Raw genomic sequence first — 19,629 nt, 5'->3', positions numbered from 1 at the left:
AGGCATAATGAAAACGCTGCTGATTATTGACGCTAATCTCGGTCAGGCACGCGCCTATATGGCGAAGACCCTGCTGGGCGCGGCGGCGCGAAAAGCAAAACTGGAAATCATCGATAATCCTAACGACGCTGAAATGGCGATTGTTCTTGGTGATTCCATCCCGAACGATAGCGCGCTGAACGGTAAAAATGTCTGGCTGGGCGATATTTCCCGGGCCGTCGCGCATCCGGAGCTGTTCCTGAGCGAAGCCAAAGGCCATGCGAAACCTTACACTGCGCCGGTAGCTGCTACAGCACCGGTTGCAGCCAGCGGTCCGAAACGCGTGGTTGCGGTTACTGCTTGCCCAACCGGCGTGGCACACACCTTTATGGCGGCTGAAGCTATTGAAACTGAAGCGAAAAAACGCGGTTGGTGGGTGAAAGTTGAAACCCGTGGCTCTGTTGGTGCGGGGAATGCCATCACGCCTGAAGAAGTGGCGGCAGCGGATTTGGTGATTGTGGCGGCAGACATTGAAGTCGATCTGGCAAAATTTGCCGGTAAACCCATGTACCGCACTTCTACCGGACTGGCGCTGAAGAAAACGGCGCAGGAGCTGGATAAAGCGGTTGCTGAAGCGACGCCTTATGAGCCAGCAGGTAAAGCCCAAACGGCAAGCTCTGAAGCTAAGAAAGAGAGTGCAGGCGCGTATCGTCACCTGTTGACGGGCGTTTCTTACATGTTGCCGATGGTGGTTGCTGGCGGTCTGTGTATCGCGCTTTCTTTTGCGTTTGGTATTGAAGCATTTAAAGAGCAAGGGACGCTTGCTGCGGCGCTGATGCAGATTGGCGGCGGTTCAGCTTTTGCGCTGATGGTTCCGGTACTGGCGGGTTATATTGCCTTCTCTATTGCCGATCGTCCGGGGCTTACTCCGGGTCTGATTGGCGGTATGCTGGCGGTCAGCACCGGTTCTGGCTTCATTGGCGGTATTATTGCGGGTTTCCTGGCCGGTTACATTGCGAAGTTAATCAGTACGCAACTGAAACTGCCACAGAGTATGGAGGCGCTAAAACCGATTCTGATCATTCCGCTAGTTTCCAGTCTGGTGGTGGGTCTGGCGATGATCTACCTGATCGGTAAACCGGTTGCTGGCATCCTCGAAGGCCTGACCCACTGGCTGCAAACTATGGGGACTGCGAATGCGGTTCTGCTGGGTGCAATCCTCGGTGGAATGATGTGTACTGACATGGGCGGTCCGGTAAACAAAGCGGCGTACGCGTTTGGTGTGGGTCTGCTGAGTACTCAAACCTATGGCCCGATGGCGGCGATTATGGCGGCAGGTATGGTGCCACCGCTGGCAATGGGGCTGGCTACGATGGTGGCACGTCGCAAATTCGACAAAGCGCAGCAGGAAGGCGGTAAAGCGGCTCTGGTTCTGGGACTGTGCTTTATTTCTGAAGGTGCAATTCCGTTTGCCGCCCGCGATCCGATGCGAGTACTGCCGTGCTGTATCGTTGGTGGGGCGCTGACTGGTGCAATCTCTATGGCGATTGGTGCGAAACTGATGGCACCGCACGGTGGTCTGTTTGTTCTGCTGATCCCTGGCGCAATTACGCCGGTTCTGGGATACCTGGTGGCAATCATTGCCGGTACGCTGGTGGCAGGTTTGGCCTATGCTTTCCTGAAACGTCCGGAAGTGGACGCTGTAGCGAAAACAGCATAATAAAACGTGAACTGCAGGGCAGGAATTTTCTGCCCTGTATCCGTTGATGACCGCAAGATAAGTGAAAAGTGTTTGAAATTAATTCTATGAATTTAAATGGTTTTTACTTCAAATAGAAACCTGAACCTCTCATCAAACAGCAACGTCATTTTCTCAAGGGCAGATTAATTTCTGCCCTTTTTTATTGTTTCAGTTCTGTGCATTACTTCACAATTTCTTCGCTTTTTCTAAAACCGCCAATAATAGAGTTTTGTGAGCCTGCTCAAATCTGCTCATTTTGCCCCTCTGGCAGTAATTTACTTTAAGTAAAACAAGCATACTATGAGCACATGTTTAAATATGAACATATGTTTAAACGGTCTTTGCAGTACCTATATTCTTGTGGATTGACAGGGTTGGTAATTTTTTACCAGAGGACGTGCTATGCGCGAAAAGGAATATGTCGTAATTATAGGTTCGGCTAATATTGATGTCGCCGGATATTCACATGGATCATTAAATTATGCGGATTCAAATCCTGGGAAAATAAAATTTACCCCCGGTGGCGTAGGGCGCAATATTTCACAAAACCTGGCGTTGCTGGGGAAAAAATCCTGGCTACTGAGCGCCGTAGGAAGTGATTTTTATGGTCAATCGCTCCTGACACAAACTAATCAGTCCGGTGTTTATGTCGATAAATGCCTTATTGTGCCAGGGGAAAATACCTCAAGTTATTTATCTCTACTCGATAATACCGGCGAAATGCTGGTTGCTATAAATGATATGAATATTAGCAACTGTATTTCAGCGGAGTTCCTCTCACAGCACCGTGATTTTATTCAAGGGGCAAAGGTCATTGTCGCAGACTGTAATATCAGTGAAGAGGCGCTGATCTGGCTCCTGGATAACGCCGCCGACGCACCTGTATTTGTCGATCCTGTTTCAGCATGGAAATGCGTCAAAGTACGCGAACGGTTAAAGCAGATCCATACACTGAAGCCAAACCGTCTGGAAGCGGAAACCCTGAGCGGTATTGCCCTTTCGGGGCGTGAAGATGTGGCGAAAGTTGCCGCCTGGTTCCATCAAAATGGCCTGAACCGACTGGTTCTGAGCATGGGCGGTGACGGTGTTTATTACAGCGATATCCGCGGTGAAAGCGGCTGGTCTGCGCCGATTAAAACCAATGTCGTCAATGTTACCGGAGCGGGCGATGCCATGATGGCGGGACTTGCTTCGTGCTGGGTCGACGGGATGCCGTTTGCCGAATCCGTTCGTTTTGCACAGGGATGTTCGTCAATGGCGCTCTCCTGTGAATACACCAATAACCCTGATTTATCGGTTGCCAACGTTATATCGTTAGTGGAGAACGCAGAATGTCTGAATTAAAAATTTCCCCGGAGTTATTACAGATTTCCCCGGAAGTGCAGGATGCTTTAAAAAACAAAAAACCGGTTGTGGCGCTGGAGTCGACCATTATTTCTCACGGTATGCCGTTTCCACAAAATGCCCAGACTGCAATTGAAGTAGAAGAAACTATTCGTCAACAGGGAGCCGTACCAGCCACTATCGCTATTATTGGCGGTGTGATGAAAGTAGGCTTAAGCAAAGAAGAAATTGAATTACTGGGGCGTGAAGGACATAACGTAACCAAAGTTAGCCGTCGCGATTTACCTTTTGTTGTTGCGGCCGGAAAAAATGGCGCTACTACTGTTGCTTCAACCATGATTATTGCGGCGCTTGCCGGAATTAAGGTATTTGCCACCGGCGGTATTGGTGGGGTACATCGTGGCGCGGAACAGACATTCGATATTTCTGCCGATTTACAGGAATTGGCGCATACCAATGTTACCGTGGTTTGTGCCGGAGCGAAATCTATTCTCGATTTAGGTTTAACCACCGAATATTTAGAAACCTTCGGTGTGCCGTTAATTGGTTATCAGACCAAAGCATTACCGGCATTTTTCTGCCGCACCAGTCCGTTTGAGGTCAGCATCCGTCTCGATAGCGCCAGCGAAATTGCCCGTGCGATGGCGGTGAAATGGCAAAGTGGTCTGAACGGTGGCCTGGTGGTGGCGAACCCGATCCCGGAACAGTTTGCGATGCCGGAAGAAAGTATTAACGCTGCAATTGATCAGGCCGTTGCCGAAGCTGAAGAGCAAGGTGTAATCGGTAAAGAGAGTACGCCGTTCCTGCTGGCGCGAGTTGCTGAACTGACCGGCGGCGATAGCCTGAAATCTAACATCCAGTTGGTGTTTAACAATGCCATTCTGGCGAGCGAAATTGCCAAAGAATATCAACGTCTCGTGGGTTAATTTCTGACGGGCAGAAAGCCGTCGCCCGTACTTATCATACATACCGAAACCTGGCGTTGACGCCGGGTTTACTGGCATGAAGGGAAATCATTATGGATATAATGAGAAGTGTTGTGGGGATGGTGGTATTGCTGGCAATCGCGTTTTTGTTGTCAGTGAATAAAAAAAGCATCAGTTTACGCACCGTAGGTGCCGCGCTGCTGCTGCAAATCGCCATTGGCGGCATTATGCTCTATTTTCCGCCGGGAAAATGGGCGGTAGAGCAGGCGGCGTTAGGCGTACATAAAGTCATGTCCTACAGTGACGCCGGCAGCGCCTTCATTTTTGGCTCGCTGGTGGGGCCGAAAATGGATGTCCTGTTTGATGGCGCAGGCTTTATTTTCGCCTTTCGCGTACTTCCGGCGATTATTTTCGTTACCGCACTCATCAGTTTGCTGTACTACATTGGTGTGATGGGACTGCTGATCCGTATTCTTGGTAGTATTTTTCAGAAAGCCCTCAACATCAGCAAAATCGAATCATTTGTTGCGGTTACCACTATTTTCCTCGGGCAAAATGAGATCCCGGCGATCGTTAAACCGTTTATTGATCGCATGAATCGCAACGAGTTGTTTACCGCAATTTGTAGCGGCATGGCATCTATTGCCGGTTCGATGATGATTGGTTATGCCGGAATGGGCGTGCCGATTGACTATCTGTTAGCAGCATCGCTGATGGCTATCCCTGGCGGGATCTTGTTTGCGCGTATTCTTAGCCCGGCGACGGAATCTTCGCAGGTGACATTTGAAAACCTGTCATTCAGCGAGACGCCGCCAAAAAGCTTTATCGAAGCGGCGGCGAACGGTGCGATGACCGGGTTGAAAATCGCCGCAGGTGTGGCGACGGTAGTAATGGCATTTGTCGCAATTATTGCGCTGATCAATGGCATTATCGGCGGTATTGGCGGCTGGTTTGGTTTTGCCAATGCCTCTCTGGAAAGTATTTTTGGCTATGTGCTGGCACCGCTGGCGTGGATCATGGGGGTTGACTGGAGTGATGCCAACCTTGCGGGGAGTTTGATTGGGCAGAAACTGGCGATTAATGAATTTGTCGCTTACCTGAGTTTCTCGCCCTATCTGCAAACGGGCGGCACGCTGGACGTGAAGACCGTGGCGATTATCTCCTTTGCGCTTTGTGGTTTTGCTAACTTCGGCTCTATCGGTGTTGTCGTTGGGGCGTTCTCGGCTATTTCGCCAAAACGTGCGCCCGAAATCGCTCAGCTTGGTTTACGGGCGCTGGCAGCCGCGACGCTCTCCAACCTGATGAGTGCGACAATTGCCGGGTTCTTTATTGGTCTGGCGTAATGCTCGATTCGTAGGCCGGATAATACGCATCAAGCGTCGCATCCGGCAATCACGCAGCATTCAAATAATTTTTACTGCATCATCCCGGAGAGTTTATTCTCCGGGTCCATCTCCCGCGCCAGCTCTAACAACTGCTTTCTGTTTTTAATTAAATATCCTTTCTTATTTTTAATTAATAAACCATCGTGAATGAATTGTGCGAGAACATATAACAGGTGTCGATAAGAAACACCCAGATACTCTGCCGCCTGGGTATGCTTTTCGTGATAAAGATCACCTTCCTGCGAGAGTAATATAAATGCGGCCAGGCGATTCACTAACGGAAATGATTGATTCTGCGTTAAAGAAACAATATTGCGATAATTTTTATGGCTTAAGGTGACGCAGAGTTTTCGTAAAAATAGTGTGTCGTTTAATAACAGCGGACGGTAATTTTTCATGGGAAGCGCAATACACCAACACTCTTCAATAGCCTGCACCGCGCGCGGTTTATGGTCTTTATCGATTAACTCAATCTCGCCAATAAAACAGGGTGCGGCAAAGAAATCGAACAGCGACACCCGACCATTAGCAAGCGTGGCGTAGAGTCTGGCGCGGCCTCGCGTCAGGTAAAACAGCCATGACGGTTGTTGTCCTTCCTGCACAATGTAGTCACGCGCTAAAAAATGAAACAGCCGCGTGTCCACTGAAACATCCGTTGCAAAGCACACCTTAAATGCGGATTCGTCAATTAATTGCTGCTTAAGATCATTATTGTGGATTTCTTTCACGATGTTTACCCGCTATGAGATTTCTCATATTTAGCATACGTACGCTGTTGTTAAGATTCAATTATCGGCCCGATTGAATTTTCTTTGCTGTAGAAAAAATAACGCAACTTGAAACAGAGGGAATAAACAATGGAAAAAAGAAAAATTATCCTGGATTGTGATCCGGGTCATGATGACGCTATTGCAATAATGATGGCAGCGAAACATCCGGCGATTGATTTATTAGGTATTACCATTGTGGCCGGTAATCAAACCCTCAATAAGACATTAATTAATGGTCTGAATGTTTGTCAGAAACTGGAGATTAATGTTCCGGTTTATGCGGGGATGCCGCAGCCGATTATGCGCAAACAAATCGTTGCCGATAATATTCACGGTGAAACCGGACTGGATGGCCCGGTATTCGAGCCGCTGACCCGTAAAGCTGAAAGCACCCATGCGGTGAAATACATCATCGATACCCTGATGGCAAGCGATGGCGATATCACTCTGGTGCCGGTTGGTCCACTTTCAAACATCGCGGTGGCAATGCGGATGCAGCCTGCAATTCTGCCGAAAATCCGTGAAATTGTGCTAATGGGCGGCGCTTACGGTACAGGTAACTTTACGCCGTCTGCCGAGTTCAACATCTTTGCTGATCCGGAAGCCGCACGCGTAGTGTTCACCTCCGGCGTTCCGTTGGTGATGATGGGCCTCGATCTCACTAACCAGACCGTTTGCACCCCGGATGTGATTGCGCGGATGGAAAGGGCAGGTGGCCCTGCCGGTGAACTGTTCAGTGACATCATGAATTTCACCCTCAAAACTCAGTTCGAAAATTATGGTCTGGCTGGTGGCCCGGTGCATGACGCCACCTGCATTGGCTATCTGATTAACCCTGATGGCATTAAAACCCAGGAAATGTATGTCGAAGTAGACGTCAACAGCGGCCCTTGTTACGGGCGTACCGTCTGCGACGAACTGGGTGTTCTCGGTAAGCCCGCTAATACCAAAGTCGGCATCACAATTGATACCGACTGGTTCTGGGGATTAGTCGAAGAATGCGTTCGCGGCTACATCAAAACCCATTAAGTGTTGATAGCAAGTCGGGCCTGTATCGCAAGGTGCAAGCCCGGCTATTTATAATGGGCAGAAAGCCGTCGCCCAAAATGACATGAAGAGATAATAACTATGGATGTCATGAGAAGTGTTCTGGGAATGGTGGTATTGCTGACGATTGCGTTTTTGCTGTCGGTGAATAAGAAGAAGATCAGCCTGAGAACCGTCGGCGCGGCGCTGGTATTACAGGTCGTGATTGGCGGTATTATGCTTTGGCTTCCGCCTGGACGTTGGGTTGCAGAAAAGGTCGCTTTTGGTGTCCATAAAGTGATGGCGTACAGCGATGCGGGTAGTGCCTTCATCTTCGGTTCTCTGGTTGGGCCGAAAATGGACACCCTGTTTGATGGCGCAGGATTTATCTTTGGTTTCAGGGTATTACCGGCAATTATCTTCGTTACTGCACTGGTGAGTATTCTTTACTACATTGGCGTGATGGGGATCTTAATTCGTATTCTTGGCGGTATATTCCAGAAAGCTTTACATATCAGCAAGATTGAGTCATTTGTTGCTGTCACCACCATTTTCCTCGGGCAAAACGAAATTCCGGCGATCGTGAAGCCATTTATTGATCGTCTGAATCGCAATGAATTATTTACGGCGATTTGTAGTGGCATGGCCTCAATTGCCGGTTCGACGATGATTGGGTACGCTGCACTGGGCGTGCCAGTGGAATATCTGCTGGCGGCATCGTTAATGGCGATCCCCGGCGGGATCTTGTTTGCTCGCTTGTTAAGCCCGGCTACGGAATCTTCGCAAGTTTCCTTTAATAACCTCTCTTTCACCGAAACACCGCCAAAAAGCATTATTGAAGCCGCTGCTACAGGGGCAATGACCGGGCTGAAAATCGCCGCAGGTGTAGCGACTGTGGTGATGGCATTTGTCGCCATCATTGCGTTGATTAACGGTATTATCGGCGGTGTTAGCGGTTGGTTTGGTTTTGAAAATGCCTCGCTGGAGTCCATTTTAGGTTACCTGCTGGCTCCGCTGGCGTGGGTGATGGGGGTTGACTGGAGTGATGCCAACCTTGCGGGAAGTTTGATTGGGCAGAAACTGGCGATTAACGAATTTGTCGCTTACCTGAGTTTCTCACCGTATTTGCAAACCGCAGGCACTCTGGATGCTAAAACCGTAGCGATTATTTCTTTTGCGCTGTGCGGTTTCGCTAACTTTGGTTCTATCGGCGTGGTGGTTGGGGCATTTTCTGCGGTTGCGCCGCACCGTGCGCCGGAAATCGCCCAACTTGGTTTACGGGCGCTGGCGGCGGCGACGCTCTCCAACCTGATGAGTGCGACCATTGCCGGGTTCTTTATTGGTTTCGCTTGAGTGTCATTGCCTGATGCGCAAGCTTATCAGGCCTACATTTACTTGCTGAAATTGCCTGATTTGTAGGCCGGATAAGACGCGTCAAGCGTCGCATCCGGCAACATTGTTACACCATTGGCACTAATGAAAGCGCGTTATCGGCAGACAGAGTAGGGTTGTTTATGTTGCCGCTGGCGCGCGAAATTGCCGCGCAGGCCATCGCAAAACGGGCGCTATCGCGAAAACTGCTTCCTTCCAGAAAGCTATACACCAGTCCCGCCATAAAACCATCGTCGGCGCCAAAACTGTCTACCGTCGTATGTTTTGGTGCAGTCAGTAAAAATTGCTCGCCATCCTTTTCGCTGCAATAAACTGACTCATCGGGCAAATAAACAAACAGTTGCTGAACACCTTGCTGATGCAACGCATTCACTGCGGCATTACGGTCAGCATCGCTGGTGATCGCCTGTCCCCATAAAATTTCCAGTTCCTGCAAAGTCGGTTTCAGGGTGTGAATATGTGCCAGCCAGTGTTTGATTTTTCCTGCTTTAAATTCCGAAACGGTATCGACAAACACCGGAATTTCATCGGCAAGGGTAAAGACCCACTCCAGCGCCTCAGCAGTCAGGTTACAATCAGCCAGTACCACGCCCGCATGGCGAAGTAAATCACGCGACCCGTTCAGTAATTGCGGCGTCAATTGATCCAGAAGATGGGTATCGTTTATCGCCAGCACGGTTTCATCGTCTTGATTGGCAATCGCGAGATACGTTGACGTACTTTGACCGTGTAAACGAACGCAGCCTGAGACATTCACTCCGGCACGGCGCGTCTCTTCTAAGAGCATTTCGCCATAAAAGTCATCGCCAATCACCGAGAGTAAATGCACGTCACGGCCCAGTAGTGCCAGATTGTGGGCGATATTGCGCCCGACGCCGCCAGCCGAGCAATGAATTGTACCGGGATTAGAGGCCGCTTGCGGATAACGGATATCCGCCATCCCGCGAATATCCATATTGATTGTCCCCACCACCACACAGTATTCCTGCTCGGTGAGAATGTAACCTTTGCCTTTAATCAGGCCTTTGCGCATTAAATCCATAATATGCGCCGCTACGCGCGAACGGCTGATTTGCAGCATATCAGCAATTTCATTCTGCTGGATCAGCGGGTTACGCCGCAAAATTGCAAGGATCTCCTTCTCCCGGTTATTCATTTTCAGGCTACCGCTTTTTCAGTTTGTTGCGCTTTCAGCCAGGCGATTTCTTCCGCCCAGATATCCGGGTTAATGGTTTCGAGGATCAGCGGAATACCGTCGAAGCGATCATCCTGCATGATCCAGCGGAAAGCATCATGGCCAATATTACCTTCACCAAGACTGTGATGGCGGTCGACGCGGCTACCAAAGGTGCTTTTCGCATCGTTGAGGTGCATCCCGCGCAGATACTTAAAGCCGACAATACGGGCAAAATCTGCGAACGTTTTCTCGCATTCGGCAGGGGTACGCAAATCATATCCGGCAGCAAAAGCATGGCAGGTATCAATGCAAACGCCGACGCGGGATTTATCTTCCACGCCGTCAATAATCGCCGCGAGATGTTCGAACTTAAATCCTAAGTTGCTGCCCTGACCGGCAGTATTTTCAATCACCGCCGTCACACCTTGTGTTTTATCCAGCGCAATGTTGATGGATTCGGCAATGCGCGCCAGGCAATCCTCTTCTGAAATTTGCATCAGGTGACTACCGGGGTGGAAGTTGAGCAAAGAGAGACCCAGTTGTTCGCAACGCTGCATTTCATCTATAAACGCATCGCGCGACTTTTCCAGGGCTTCTGCGACCGGATGGCCAAGGTTAATCAGATAACTGTCGTGGGGAAGAATTTGCGCCGACGTGTAGTGATACTTTTCGCAGGCGGCTTTGAATTCATCGATGGTTTGCGTCGTGAGCGGTGCAGCACGCCACTGACGTTGATTTTTGGTGAACAAGGCAAACGCGGTTGCGTCGATTTCGGCGGCGCGAATTGCGGCATTTGCCAGACCGCCAGCAGCACTAACGTGCGCTCCAATGTATTTCATGCGAGGACTCCTGTTAAACCCGCTGGAGGAAAACGGTAATCATAGCGGGTTAACAGGAGCAAGATGTAGTGGTTTATGCGATGACGCTTTGAATCACATAGTTAATTGCACCACCACCAACAATCAGCCAGGCAAACAGTACCAGTGCCATCAGCAGAGGTTTCGCCCCGGCTTTTTTCAGCGCGCTGACGTGAGTGGTCAGACCCAGCGCCGCCATCGCCATTGCCAGCAGGAAGGTATCCAGCGTTACCAGCATGTTCACCACGCTCTGCGGTAACAGGTGGAACGAGTTAAAGATGGCAACTACGATGAACAAGATGGCAAACCACGGAATGGTGATTTTGCTTTTCTCGCCGCTGTTCGCCCCAGATAGCTGTTTAACACGTGCAGCCAGCAGAATAAGGAACGGGGCCAGCATCATCACACGCAGCATTTTGGAAATAACTGCTGCGTTTTCTGCATCCGGGCTGATGGCATGACCTGCCGCCACCACCTGCGCCACTTCGTGCACAGTAGAACCAATGTAGATACCGAAAGTTTCCGGGCTAAACCATTGAGACATCAGCGGATATATCGCCGGGTAGAGGAAAATCGCGACGGTCCCGAAGATAACAACGGTTGCAACAGCCACGGTTACTTTACTGGCTTCCGCTTTCACTACCGGCTCAGTTGCCAGTACTGCAGCGGCACCACAAATACTGCTACCGGCACCAATCAACCAACTGGTGTGCTTATCCAGGCCAAACACTTTCTGCCCCAGGAAGCAAGCCAGCAGGAAGGTACTGGACAGCGTCAGCACGTCAATGATGATCCCACTGATACCGACATCGGCAATTTGCGAGAACGTCAGACGGAAGCCATAAAGAATGATACCCAGACGTAATAAATATTGCTTGGCAAACAGCACGCCACCGTCACAGCTTTTCCAGATGTGCGGATAGATGGTGTTGCCTAAAACCATCCCCAACAAGATTGCGAGGGTGAGGGCACTAAACCCGGCACCCGCAACGGCGGGAATGGAACCACCCCACAGGGCGACCCCGGTGATAACTGCACTCAGGGCTAACCCCGGAATAAAATGCCACAGTGTACGATGTTGTTTCTGTAAGGTGATATTCGTCATAACCCTCTCCTTTAACCGGGCATAAGGTTACGTCTAACTGGTTTAAAAATAAAATTGATTATATATTTATAATTAATCTTTATAAGTGGTAAGCGACTATGCACATCACCCTCCGACAGTTGGAAGTTTTTGCAGAAGTATTGAAAAGTGGATCCACCACCCAGGCGTCGGTGATGCTGGCGTTGTCGCAATCAGCAGTGAGCGCAGCCTTGACCGACCTGGAAGGGCAGCTTGGCGTGCAACTGTTTGATCGCGTGGGGAAAAGACTGGTTGTTAATGAACACGGACGGCTGCTTTATCCGCGCGCGCTGGCGCTGCTGGAACAGGCTGTTGAAATTGAACAACTGTTTCGCGAAGACAACGGCGCGATTCGTGTCTATGCCAGTAGCACCATCGGCAATTACATTTTACCCGCTGTTATCGCCCGTTATCGCCATGATTACCCGCAGTTGCCGATTGAACTTAGCGTTGGTAACAGCCAGGACGTGATGCAGGCGGTGCTGGATTTCCGCGTTGATATTGGCTTTATTGAAGGGCCGTGCCACAGCACTGAAATCATTTCTGAACCTTGGCTGGAAGACGAACTGGTGGTTTTCGCCTCGCCAACCTCGCCGCTTGCTCATGGTCCGGTCACCTTAGAACAGCTTGCTGCCGCACCGTGGATCCTGCGTGAACGCGGTTCTGGTACGCGGGAGATTGTCGACTATCTGTTACTGTCGCATCTGCCGAAGTTTGAGATGGCGATGGAGTTGGGAAACTCCGAGGCCATCAAACATGCTGTGCGTCACGGACTGGGGATTAGCTGCCTGTCGCGACGGGTGATTGAAGAGCAATTACAGGCTGGCTCTTTACGTGAAGTTGCTGTCCCGCTGCCGCGCCTGATGCGCACGCTGTGGCGTATTCATCATCGGCAAAAACACCTTTCCAACGCGTTAATGCGCTTTCTGGACTACTGCAATCCTGCCAATTTACCGCGTTAAGTTGCTGTACAGGAACATGCTGGCGCTGTGTCGATTTCGTGACGTAGCGCCAGCGTCAGGTATTCGCCAGAAAAGAGATTGGCTGCTTTACTTATAATTCCAGGGCGATCATGAAGGTCTCTTATAAAAGCGCATTTCTATCGGAAGGATTGCAAATCGTCTGCTACAATCGCGCCTCATTTTTAATGATGGATAGCATTTTCGTATGGTTTCCGAAACTAAAACCACAGAAGCGCCGGGCTTACGCCGTGAATTAAAGGCGCGTCACCTGACGATGATTGCCATTGGTGGCTCCATCGGTACGGGTCTTTTTGTTGCCTCTGGCGCAACGATTTCTCAGGCAGGTCCGGGCGGGGCGCTGCTCTCGTATATTTTGATTGGCCTGATGGTCTACTTCCTGATGACCAGTCTTGGCGAACTGGCGGCGTATATGCCAGTTTCTGGTTCGTTTGCGACTTACGGTCAGAACTATGTAGAAGAGGGCTTTGGCTTCGCGCTGGGCTGGAACTACTGGTACAACTGGGCGGTAACTATCGCTGTTGATCTGGTGGCCGCGCAGTTGGTAATGAGCTGGTGGTTCCCGGATGTCCCTGGTTGGATCTGGAGTGCGCTGTTCCTCGGCGTTATCTTCCTGCTGAATTACATTTCGGTCAGAGGCTTTGGTGAAGCGGAGTACTGGTTCTCACTGATCAAAGTTACGACCGTGATTATCTTTATCGCCGTTGGCGTGATGATGATTTTCGGTATCTTCAAAGGTGCACAGCCTGCTGGCTGGAGTAACTGGACGATAGGCGAGGCACCGTTTGCCGGTGGTTTTGCGGCGATGATCGGTGTGGCGATGATTGTCGGCTTCTCCTTCCAGGGAACCGAACTGATTGGTATTGCGGCGGGTGAATCTGAAGAGCCGGGGAAAAATATTCCGCGTGCGGTACGTCAGGTGTTCTGGCGAATTCTGCTGTTCTATGTATTCGCGATCCTGATCATCAGCTTGATCATTCCGTACACCGATCCAAGTCTGTTACGCAATGATGTGAAAGACATCAGCGTCAGCCCGTTCACGCTGGTGTTCCAGCACGCAGGACTGCTTTCTGCGGCGGCGGTGATGAACGCGGTTATTCTGACAGCAGTACTGTCAGCGGGTAACTCCGGTATGTACGCGTCTACCCGTATGCTGTACACCCTGGCGTGCGATGGCAAAGCGCCGCGTATTTTCTCTAAACTGTCGCGCGGCGGTGTACCACGTAATGCGCTATATGCCACGACGGTGATTGCCGGTCTGTGCTTCCTGACCTCCATGTTTGGTAACCAGACGGTGTATCTGTGGCTGCTGAATACCTCCGGGATGACCGGCTTTATCGCCTGGCTGGGGATTGCTATCAGTCACTATCGTTTCCGTCGCGGCTATGTATTGCAGGGACACGATATTAACGACCTGCCGTATCGTTCGGGCTTCTTCCCGCTGGGACCGATCTTCGCCTTTGTGCTGTGCCTGATTATCACTCTGGGCCAGAACTACGAAGCGTTCCTGAAAGATACCATCGACTGGGGCGGCGTAGCGGCAACGTATATCGGTATCCCGCTGTTCCTGGCCATCTGGTTTGGTTACAAGTTGATTAAAGGAACTCACTTCGTGCGTTACAGCGAAATGAAGTTCCCACAGAACGACAATAAATAAGCGTTATCTCTTCCTTATTAAGCCCTCTCACCTGAGAGGGCTTTTTCAATTCTATTTCCCATATAAATCATACGTATATAAAATTTAACAATTGAATTGATAATTGTTATCGTTTGCATTATTGTTACGCGAAATGAAAAAGGCTGACAAATCAGAGGCTGTTCAGGCGCTCTGGGATGATCACCTGCATACAAAAAAAGTCCACTGCGATGCTGCCGTGCGCAAGAGGACGTGAAGAAGATGTGAGCGATAACCCATTTTATTTTCGTAGTTACCTCATGGAGATATGGAATGTTTAGGTTGAACCCCTTCGTACGGGTCGGGCTGTGTTTGTCCGCGATTTCTTGTGCATGGCCTGTGTTAGCGGTTGATGATGATGGCGAAACGATGGTTGTCACCGCCTCTTCCGTTGAACAAAACCTCAAAGACGCACCTGCCAGTATCAGCGTCATTACCCAGGAAGACTTGCAGCGTAAACCGGTACAGAACCTGAAAGATGTCCTCAAAGAAGTGCCAGGCGTACAACTGACTAACGAAGGGGACAATCGCAAGGGCGTCAGCATTCGTGGTCTGGACAGCAGCTATACCCTGATTCTTGTCGATGGTAAACGCGTGAACTCCCGCAATGCTGTCTTCCGTCATAATGACTTCGATCTGAATTGGATCCCGGTTGATTCCATCGAACGTATTGAAGTGGTACGTGGCCCGATGTCCTCGTTATATGGTTCTGATGCGCTCGGCGGCGTGGTCAACATTATCACCAAAAAAATTGGCCAGAAATGGTCAGGAACCGTTACGGTCGATACCACCATTCAGGAACATCGCGATCGCGGCGACACCTACAACGGTCAGTTTTTTACCAGTGGGCCACTAATTGACGGCGTGCTGGGAATGAAAGCCTACGGCAGCCTGGCGAAACGTGAAAAGGATGACCCGCAGAACTCAACCACCACCGATAGCGGAGAAACGCCGCGCATTGAAGGATTCTCCAGCCGCGATGGCAATGTCGAATTTGCCTGGACGCCGAATCAAAATCACGATTTTACCGCTGGTTACGGTTTCGACCGCCAGGATCGTGATTCCGACTCGCTGGACAAAAACCGCCTGGAACGCCAGAACTACTCTGTCAGCCATAATGGTCGCTGGGATTATGGCACCAGTGAGCTGAAATACTATGGCGAGAAAGTCGAAAACAAAAACCCTGGTAACAGCAGCCCGATTACCTCAGAAAGTAATACTGTTGATGGCAAATACACGTTACCGCTGACGGCGATTAATCAGTTTGTCACGGTCGGCGGTGAATGGCGTCACGACAAACTTAGCGATGCGGTAAACCTGACCGGCGGCACCAGCACCAAAACATCTGCCAGCCAGTATGCACTGTTTGTGGAAGACGAATGGCGGATCTTCGAGCCGCTGGCGCTGACGACCGGCGTGCGTATGGACGATCACGAAACCTACGGCGATCACTGGAGCCCGCGTGCCTATCTGGTCTATAACGCCACCGATACCGTAACGGTGAAAGGCGGCTGGGCGACGGCTTTTAAAGCACCTTCTTTACTGCAACTTAGCCCTGACTGGACGACTAATTCCTGCCGTGGCGCATGTAAGATTGTTGGTAGCCCGGATCTGAAGCCAGAAACCAGCGAAAGTTGGGAGCTGGGGCTTTACTACATGGGGGAAGAAGGCTGGCTGGAAGGCGTTGAATCCAGCGTGACTGTTTTCCGTAACGATGTGAAAGATCGCATCAGTATCAGCCGCACGTCCGACGTCAACGCTGCACCGGGCTACCAGAACTTTGTAGGTTTTGAGACCGGGGCTAATGGTCGACGTGTACCGGTATTCAGCTACTACAACGTTAACAAAGCGCGCATTCAGGGCGTGGAAACCGAGTTGAAAATCCCGTTCAGTGACGAATGGAAACTGTCACTCAACTACACCTATAACGATGGTCGTGATGTCAGCAATGGTGAAAACAAACCGCTTTCCGATCTGCCGTTCCATACCGCCAACGGTACGCTGGACTGGAAACCACTGGTGCTGGAAGACTGGTCATTCTATGTTTCTGCTCATTATACCGGGCAGAAACGTGCCGATAGCGATACGGCTAAAACGCCGGGTGGCTATACGATCTGGAATACCGGTGCGGCATGGCAGGTGACCAAAGACGTCAAACTGCGCGCGGGCGTGCTGAACCTGACAGATAAAGATCTCAGCCGTGATGACTACAGCTATAACGAAGACGGACGTCGTTACTTTATGGCGGTGGATTATCGCTTCTGATGAGAAGATGCCCGGCGAACCGGGCGGACTGTCACTTCAGTAAATACTGCGCATGGAAGCGCAGATGATCCTCTATAAAAGAAGCAATGAAGTAATAGCTGTGATCATAACCCGGCTGAATACGCAGCGTCATCGGCCACGCTTTCTGGCGCGCGGCTTCTGCCAACACGGCGGGTTGTAACTGGTCGGCAAGAAACTGATCGTTATCACCCTGATCAATCAGCGTCGGGATCGCATCCTGCGCATTGCTGGCGTACATCAGCGCACAACTGTCCCATGCCACCCAGTCATTTTTATCCTCACCCAGATAGGTGCTAAATGCTTTGATTCCCCACGGAACGCTGCACGGATTCACAATCGGCGCAAAGGCGGAAACGCTGGTATATTTGCCCGGATTTTTCAGCGCCATAATCAGAGCACCATGACCTCCCATCGAATGGCCGCTGATGGCGCAGCGATTGCTGACGTTAAATTGCGACTGAATCAGTGCTGGTAATTCATCACGCAGATAATCATACATCCGGTAATGTGCCGCCCACGGCGGTTGCGTGGCGTTAAGATAAAACCCGGCACCCTGGCCTAAATCATAGCCGTCGTCATTGGCAACATGTTCGCCACGCGGGCTGGTGTCTGGCATTACCAGTACAATCCCCAGTTCTGCCGCCATGCGCTGGGCACCTGCTTTGGTGGCGAAGTTTTCATCATTACAGGTTAAGCCTGAAAGCCAGTACAGCACCGGCGGCGGGGCGTTATCGCGGGGCGGTGGGAGAAAGATACTGAACGTCATCGGGCAGTTTAAGGTACTGGAGTCATGTCGCCAGCGTTGCTGCCAGCCTTCAAAACAGCGATGCTCTTCGAGCATTTCCATGCGTGGCTCCTTGTTATGTTGTTTGCAATTTTTTCATCATACCGTTTATTCAGTGTGTTGTGAGTAACTTTCACTTCCGCATATGCATAACGATGTTTTAACATCTACGGCTGAAAGGCAGCGGCAATTACAATAATTATCGCTGTGAATACTGGATTATGTGCGCCACCTCACGCACAATAATCAGGCTGCGAATCAGCTTAATAACTTTGCCCCCACGCAGGGCGGAGGCGTCACACCTGCAGGAGAAATCATAAATGCCATCACTCAGTAAAGAAGCGGCCCTGGTTCATGAAGCGTTGGTTGCGCGAGGACTTGAAACACCGCTACGCCCGCCCGTGCATGAAATGGATAACGAAACGCGCAAAAGCCTTATTGCCGGTCATATGACCGAAATCATGCAGTTATTGAATCTCGACCTGGCTGATGACAGTTTGATGGAAACGCCGCATCGCATCGCCAAAATGTATGTCGATGAAATTTTCTCCGGTCTGGATTACGCCAACTTCCCGAAAATCACCCTCATTGAAAATAAAATGAAGGTCGATGAAATGGTCACCGTGCGCGATATCACCCTGACCAGCACTTGTGAACACCATTTTGTCACTATTGATGGCAAAGCGACGGTGGCCTACATCCCGAAAGATTCGGTCATCGGCCTGTCGAAAATTAACCGCATTGTGCAGTTCTTTGCCCAGCGTCCGCAGGTACAGGAACGTCTGACCCAGCAAATTCTCATTGCGCTACAAACGCTGCTGGGCACCAATAACGTGGCGGTCTCTATCGACGCGGTGCATTACTGCGTAAAAGCGCGTGGTATTCGCGACGCGACCAGCGCCACGACAACGACTTCCCTCGGTGGTTTGTTCAAATCCAGTCAGAATACACGCCACGAATTTTTGCGCGCTGTGCGTCATCACAACTGATTAAAAGGCAGGAACCATGGAGCGCAACGTCACGCTCGATTTTGTTCGCGGCGTCGCCATTCTGGGGATCCTGCTTCTCAACATCAGCGCCTTTGGACTCCCAAAGGCGGCTTATCTCAATCCCGCCTGGTACGGCACCATTACACCGCAGGATGCCTGGAGCTGGGCTTTTCTCGATCTTATCGGCCAGGTGAAATTCCTCACGCTTTTTGCGTTGCTGTTTGGTGCCGGTCTGCAAATGTTGCTGCCGCGTGGCAGACGTTGGATCCAGTCACGTCTAACACTGCTGGTCTTGCTGGGCTTTATTCACGGTTTATTATTCTGGGACGGCGATATCCTGCTGGCTTACGGGTTGGTGGGCTTAATCAGTTGGCGACTGGTGCGCGATGCGCCATCGGTAAAAAGCCTGTTTAACACCGGCGTCATGCTTTATCTGATAGGGCTTGGTGTTTTGCTGTTGTTGGGGGTGATTTCCGATAGCCAGACCAGCCGTGCCTGGACACCGGATGCATCCGCCATTTTGTATGAAAAATACTGGAAACTTCACGGCGGCGTTGAAGCTATCAGTAACCGCGCCGACGGGGTAGGGAACAGTTTGCTGGCCCTGGGAGCGCAGTATGGCTGGCAACTGGCGGGGATGATGTTGATTGGCGCGGCATTGATGCGTAGTGGTTGGTTGAAAGGGCAGTACAGCCTGCGCCACTATCGCCGTACCGGTTTTGTGCTGGTGGCAATTGGGGTGATGATTAACCTTCCTGCTATCGCACTACAATGGCGGCTGGACTGGGCATATCGCTGGTGCGCCTTCTTACTCCAGATGCCACGAGAACTGAGTGCACCATTTCAGGCGATTGGCTATGCCTCGTTACTGTTCGGCTTTTGGCCGCAATTAAGCCGCTTTAAGCTGGTGCTGGCGATTGCTTGCGTTGGGCGGATGGCGCTGACCAACTACCTGCTGCAAACGCTGATTTGTACCACACTGTTTTACCACCTCGGTTTGTTTATGCAGTTTGACCGTCTGGAACTGCTGGTGTTTGTTATTCCAGTATGGCTGGCGAATCTGCTTTTCTCTGTTATCTGGTTGCGTTACTTCCGCCAGGGGCCGGTAGAATGGTTATGGCGTCAGTTAACCTTGCGCGCTGCCGGACCTGCATTATCCAAAACATCCAGATAACGATCTGGATCACATTCATTA

General features: G+C 50.7%; 16 protein-coding genes. 11 read left to right on the top strand and 5 right to left on the bottom strand.

The features are described 5' to 3' along the window. The first annotated feature begins 7 nt into the window (after nt 1-7). The 4 genes from fruA to A1SC_RS14405 all read left to right on the top strand — a co-directional run bounded on the left by fruA (nt 8) and on the right by A1SC_RS14405 (nt 5,333). Nucleotides 8-1,699 (top strand): PTS fructose transporter subunit IIBC, encoded by a 1,692-nt coding sequence (gene fruA / locus A1SC_RS14390; protein ID WP_001516718.1) that lies wholly within the window; start codon nt 8-10, stop codon nt 1,697-1,699. A 423-nt stretch (nt 1,700-2,122) separates the two neighbouring features. Further along, nucleotides 2,123-3,064, top strand: coding sequence for a pseudouridine kinase (locus tag A1SC_RS14395; protein ID WP_001516717.1), 942 nt, complete (start codon nt 2,123-2,125; stop codon nt 3,062-3,064). Then, nucleotides 3,052-3,990, top strand: a complete 939-nt coding sequence (psuG, locus tag A1SC_RS14400) for a pseudouridine-5'-phosphate glycosidase (RefSeq protein WP_001516716.1) — start codon at nt 3,052-3,054, stop codon at nt 3,988-3,990. Before A1SC_RS14395 ends, psuG begins: the two co-directional genes overlap by 13 nt. A 92-nt stretch (nt 3,991-4,082) precedes the next feature. Next, nucleotides 4,083-5,333, top strand: coding sequence for a NupC/NupG family nucleoside CNT transporter (locus tag A1SC_RS14405; protein ID WP_001516715.1), 1,251 nt, complete (start codon nt 4,083-4,085; stop codon nt 5,331-5,333). Between the two features lie 71 nt (nt 5,334-5,404). Here the strand turns inward: A1SC_RS14405 and A1SC_RS14410 are convergent, their stop codons facing one another. Then, nucleotides 5,405-6,103, bottom strand: coding sequence for a transcriptional regulator YeiL (locus tag A1SC_RS14410; RefSeq protein WP_016262148.1), 699 nt, complete (start codon nt 6,101-6,103; stop codon nt 5,405-5,407). Between the two features lie 129 nt (nt 6,104-6,232). Here A1SC_RS14410 and rihB point away from each other — a divergent pair, with 129 nt between their 5' ends. Both rihB and A1SC_RS14420 read left to right on the top strand, forming a co-directional pair. Then, entirely contained in the window at nt 6,233-7,174 is a 942-nt protein-coding gene (gene rihB, locus A1SC_RS14415) for a ribosylpyrimidine nucleosidase (protein WP_000415437.1), read from the top strand. 99 nt (nt 7,175-7,273) lie between these two features. Beyond that, nucleotides 7,274-8,524: a NupC/NupG family nucleoside CNT transporter gene (locus A1SC_RS14420; RefSeq protein WP_000382959.1), complete on the top strand. Its 1,251-nt coding sequence runs from the start codon at nt 7,274-7,276 to the stop codon at nt 8,522-8,524. Between the two features lie 106 nt (nt 8,525-8,630). Here the strand turns inward: A1SC_RS14420 and A1SC_RS14425 are convergent, their stop codons facing one another. The 3 genes from A1SC_RS14425 to A1SC_RS14435 form a co-directional block, all read right to left on the bottom strand. Continuing rightward, a complete protein-coding gene (locus tag A1SC_RS14425) occupies nt 8,631-9,719 on the bottom strand; it encodes a sugar kinase (protein WP_001064961.1) in 1,089 nt (362 codons plus the stop codon). Between the two features lie 2 nt (nt 9,720-9,721). After that, nucleotides 9,722-10,579, bottom strand: coding sequence for a deoxyribonuclease IV (gene nfo, locus A1SC_RS14430; protein ID WP_000873880.1), 858 nt, complete (start codon nt 10,577-10,579; stop codon nt 9,722-9,724). Between the two features lie 73 nt (nt 10,580-10,652). Beyond that, nucleotides 10,653-11,702 (bottom strand): YeiH family protein, encoded by a 1,050-nt coding sequence (locus tag A1SC_RS14435; protein ID WP_000182053.1) that lies wholly within the window; start codon nt 11,700-11,702, stop codon nt 10,653-10,655. Nucleotides 11,703-11,800: 98 nt separating this feature from the next. On the opposite strand from A1SC_RS14435, the gene yieE reads away from it, so the two are divergent. The 3 genes from yieE (at nt 11,801) to cirA (ending at nt 16,640) form a co-directional block, all read left to right on the top strand. Beyond that, nucleotides 11,801-12,682, top strand: coding sequence for a DNA-binding transcriptional regulator YeiE (yieE, locus tag A1SC_RS14440; RefSeq protein WP_000548304.1), 882 nt, complete (start codon nt 11,801-11,803; stop codon nt 12,680-12,682). A gap of 205 nt (nt 12,683-12,887) precedes the next feature. Then, the gene (gene lysP, locus A1SC_RS14445) at nt 12,888-14,357 is read left to right on the top strand and encodes a lysine-specific permease (RefSeq protein WP_000253267.1); all 1,470 of its coding nucleotides are present in this window, start codon (nt 12,888-12,890) and stop codon (nt 14,355-14,357) included. A 291-nt stretch (nt 14,358-14,648) separates the two neighbouring features. After that, entirely contained in the window at nt 14,649-16,640 is a 1,992-nt protein-coding gene (cirA, locus tag A1SC_RS14450; protein ID WP_000489220.1) for a catecholate siderophore receptor CirA, read from the top strand. 31 nt (nt 16,641-16,671) lie between these two features. On the opposite strand, the gene yeiG is transcribed toward cirA, so the two are convergent. Next, nucleotides 16,672-17,508 carry an S-formylglutathione hydrolase gene (gene yeiG / locus A1SC_RS14455; protein WP_001516709.1) on the bottom strand — a complete coding sequence of 279 codons (837 nt, stop codon included), beginning with the start codon at nt 17,506-17,508 and terminating at the stop codon, nt 16,672-16,674. Nucleotides 17,509-17,765: 257 nt separating this feature from the next. Here yeiG and folE point away from each other — a divergent pair, with 257 nt between their 5' ends. Then, complete coding sequence (folE, locus tag A1SC_RS14460; protein ID WP_001139613.1) at nt 17,766-18,434, top strand: GTP cyclohydrolase I FolE; 669 nt, start codon at nt 17,766-17,768, stop codon at nt 18,432-18,434. Nucleotides 18,435-18,450: 16 nt separating this feature from the next. Next, nucleotides 18,451-19,608, top strand: coding sequence for a DUF418 domain-containing protein YeiB (yeiB, locus tag A1SC_RS14465; protein WP_001516708.1), 1,158 nt, complete (start codon nt 18,451-18,453; stop codon nt 19,606-19,608). The last annotated feature ends 21 nt before the right edge of the window (nt 19,609-19,629 follow it).

The organism is Escherichia sp. KTE52, from assembly GCF_000408325.1.
Taxonomy (GTDB): domain Bacteria; phylum Pseudomonadota; class Gammaproteobacteria; order Enterobacterales; family Enterobacteriaceae; genus Escherichia; species Escherichia marmotae.
The sequence above is the reverse complement of the archived record's forward strand: the minus strand, read 5'-3'. Positions and strand labels throughout refer to the sequence as shown.

Coding starts and splice junctions, on each gene's coding strand:
- fruA (WP_001516718.1), top strand. CDS start 8: ATGAAAACGCTGCTGATTATTGACGCTAATCTCGGTCAGGCACGCGCC.
- A1SC_RS14395 (WP_001516717.1), top strand. CDS start 2,123: ATGCGCGAAAAGGAATATGTCGTAATTATAGGTTCGGCTAATATTGAT.
- psuG (WP_001516716.1), top strand. CDS start 3,052: ATGTCTGAATTAAAAATTTCCCCGGAGTTATTACAGATTTCCCCGGAA.
- A1SC_RS14405 (WP_001516715.1), top strand. CDS start 4,083: ATGGATATAATGAGAAGTGTTGTGGGGATGGTGGTATTGCTGGCAATC.
- rihB (WP_000415437.1), top strand. CDS start 6,233: ATGGAAAAAAGAAAAATTATCCTGGATTGTGATCCGGGTCATGATGAC.
- A1SC_RS14420 (WP_000382959.1), top strand. CDS start 7,274: ATGGATGTCATGAGAAGTGTTCTGGGAATGGTGGTATTGCTGACGATT.
- A1SC_RS14425 (WP_001064961.1), bottom strand. CDS start 9,719: ATGAATAACCGGGAGAAGGAGATCCTTGCAATTTTGCGGCGTAACCCG.
- nfo (WP_000873880.1), bottom strand. CDS start 10,579: ATGAAATACATTGGAGCGCACGTTAGTGCTGCTGGCGGTCTGGCAAAT.
- A1SC_RS14435 (WP_000182053.1), bottom strand. CDS start 11,702: ATGACGAATATCACCTTACAGAAACAACATCGTACACTGTGGCATTTT.
- yieE (WP_000548304.1), top strand. CDS start 11,801: ATGCACATCACCCTCCGACAGTTGGAAGTTTTTGCAGAAGTATTGAAA.
- lysP (WP_000253267.1), top strand. CDS start 12,888: ATGGTTTCCGAAACTAAAACCACAGAAGCGCCGGGCTTACGCCGTGAA.
- cirA (WP_000489220.1), top strand. CDS start 14,649: ATGTTTAGGTTGAACCCCTTCGTACGGGTCGGGCTGTGTTTGTCCGCG.
- yeiG (WP_001516709.1), bottom strand. CDS start 17,508: ATGGAAATGCTCGAAGAGCATCGCTGTTTTGAAGGCTGGCAGCAACGC.
- folE (WP_001139613.1), top strand. CDS start 17,766: ATGCCATCACTCAGTAAAGAAGCGGCCCTGGTTCATGAAGCGTTGGTT.
- yeiB (WP_001516708.1), top strand. CDS start 18,451: ATGGAGCGCAACGTCACGCTCGATTTTGTTCGCGGCGTCGCCATTCTG.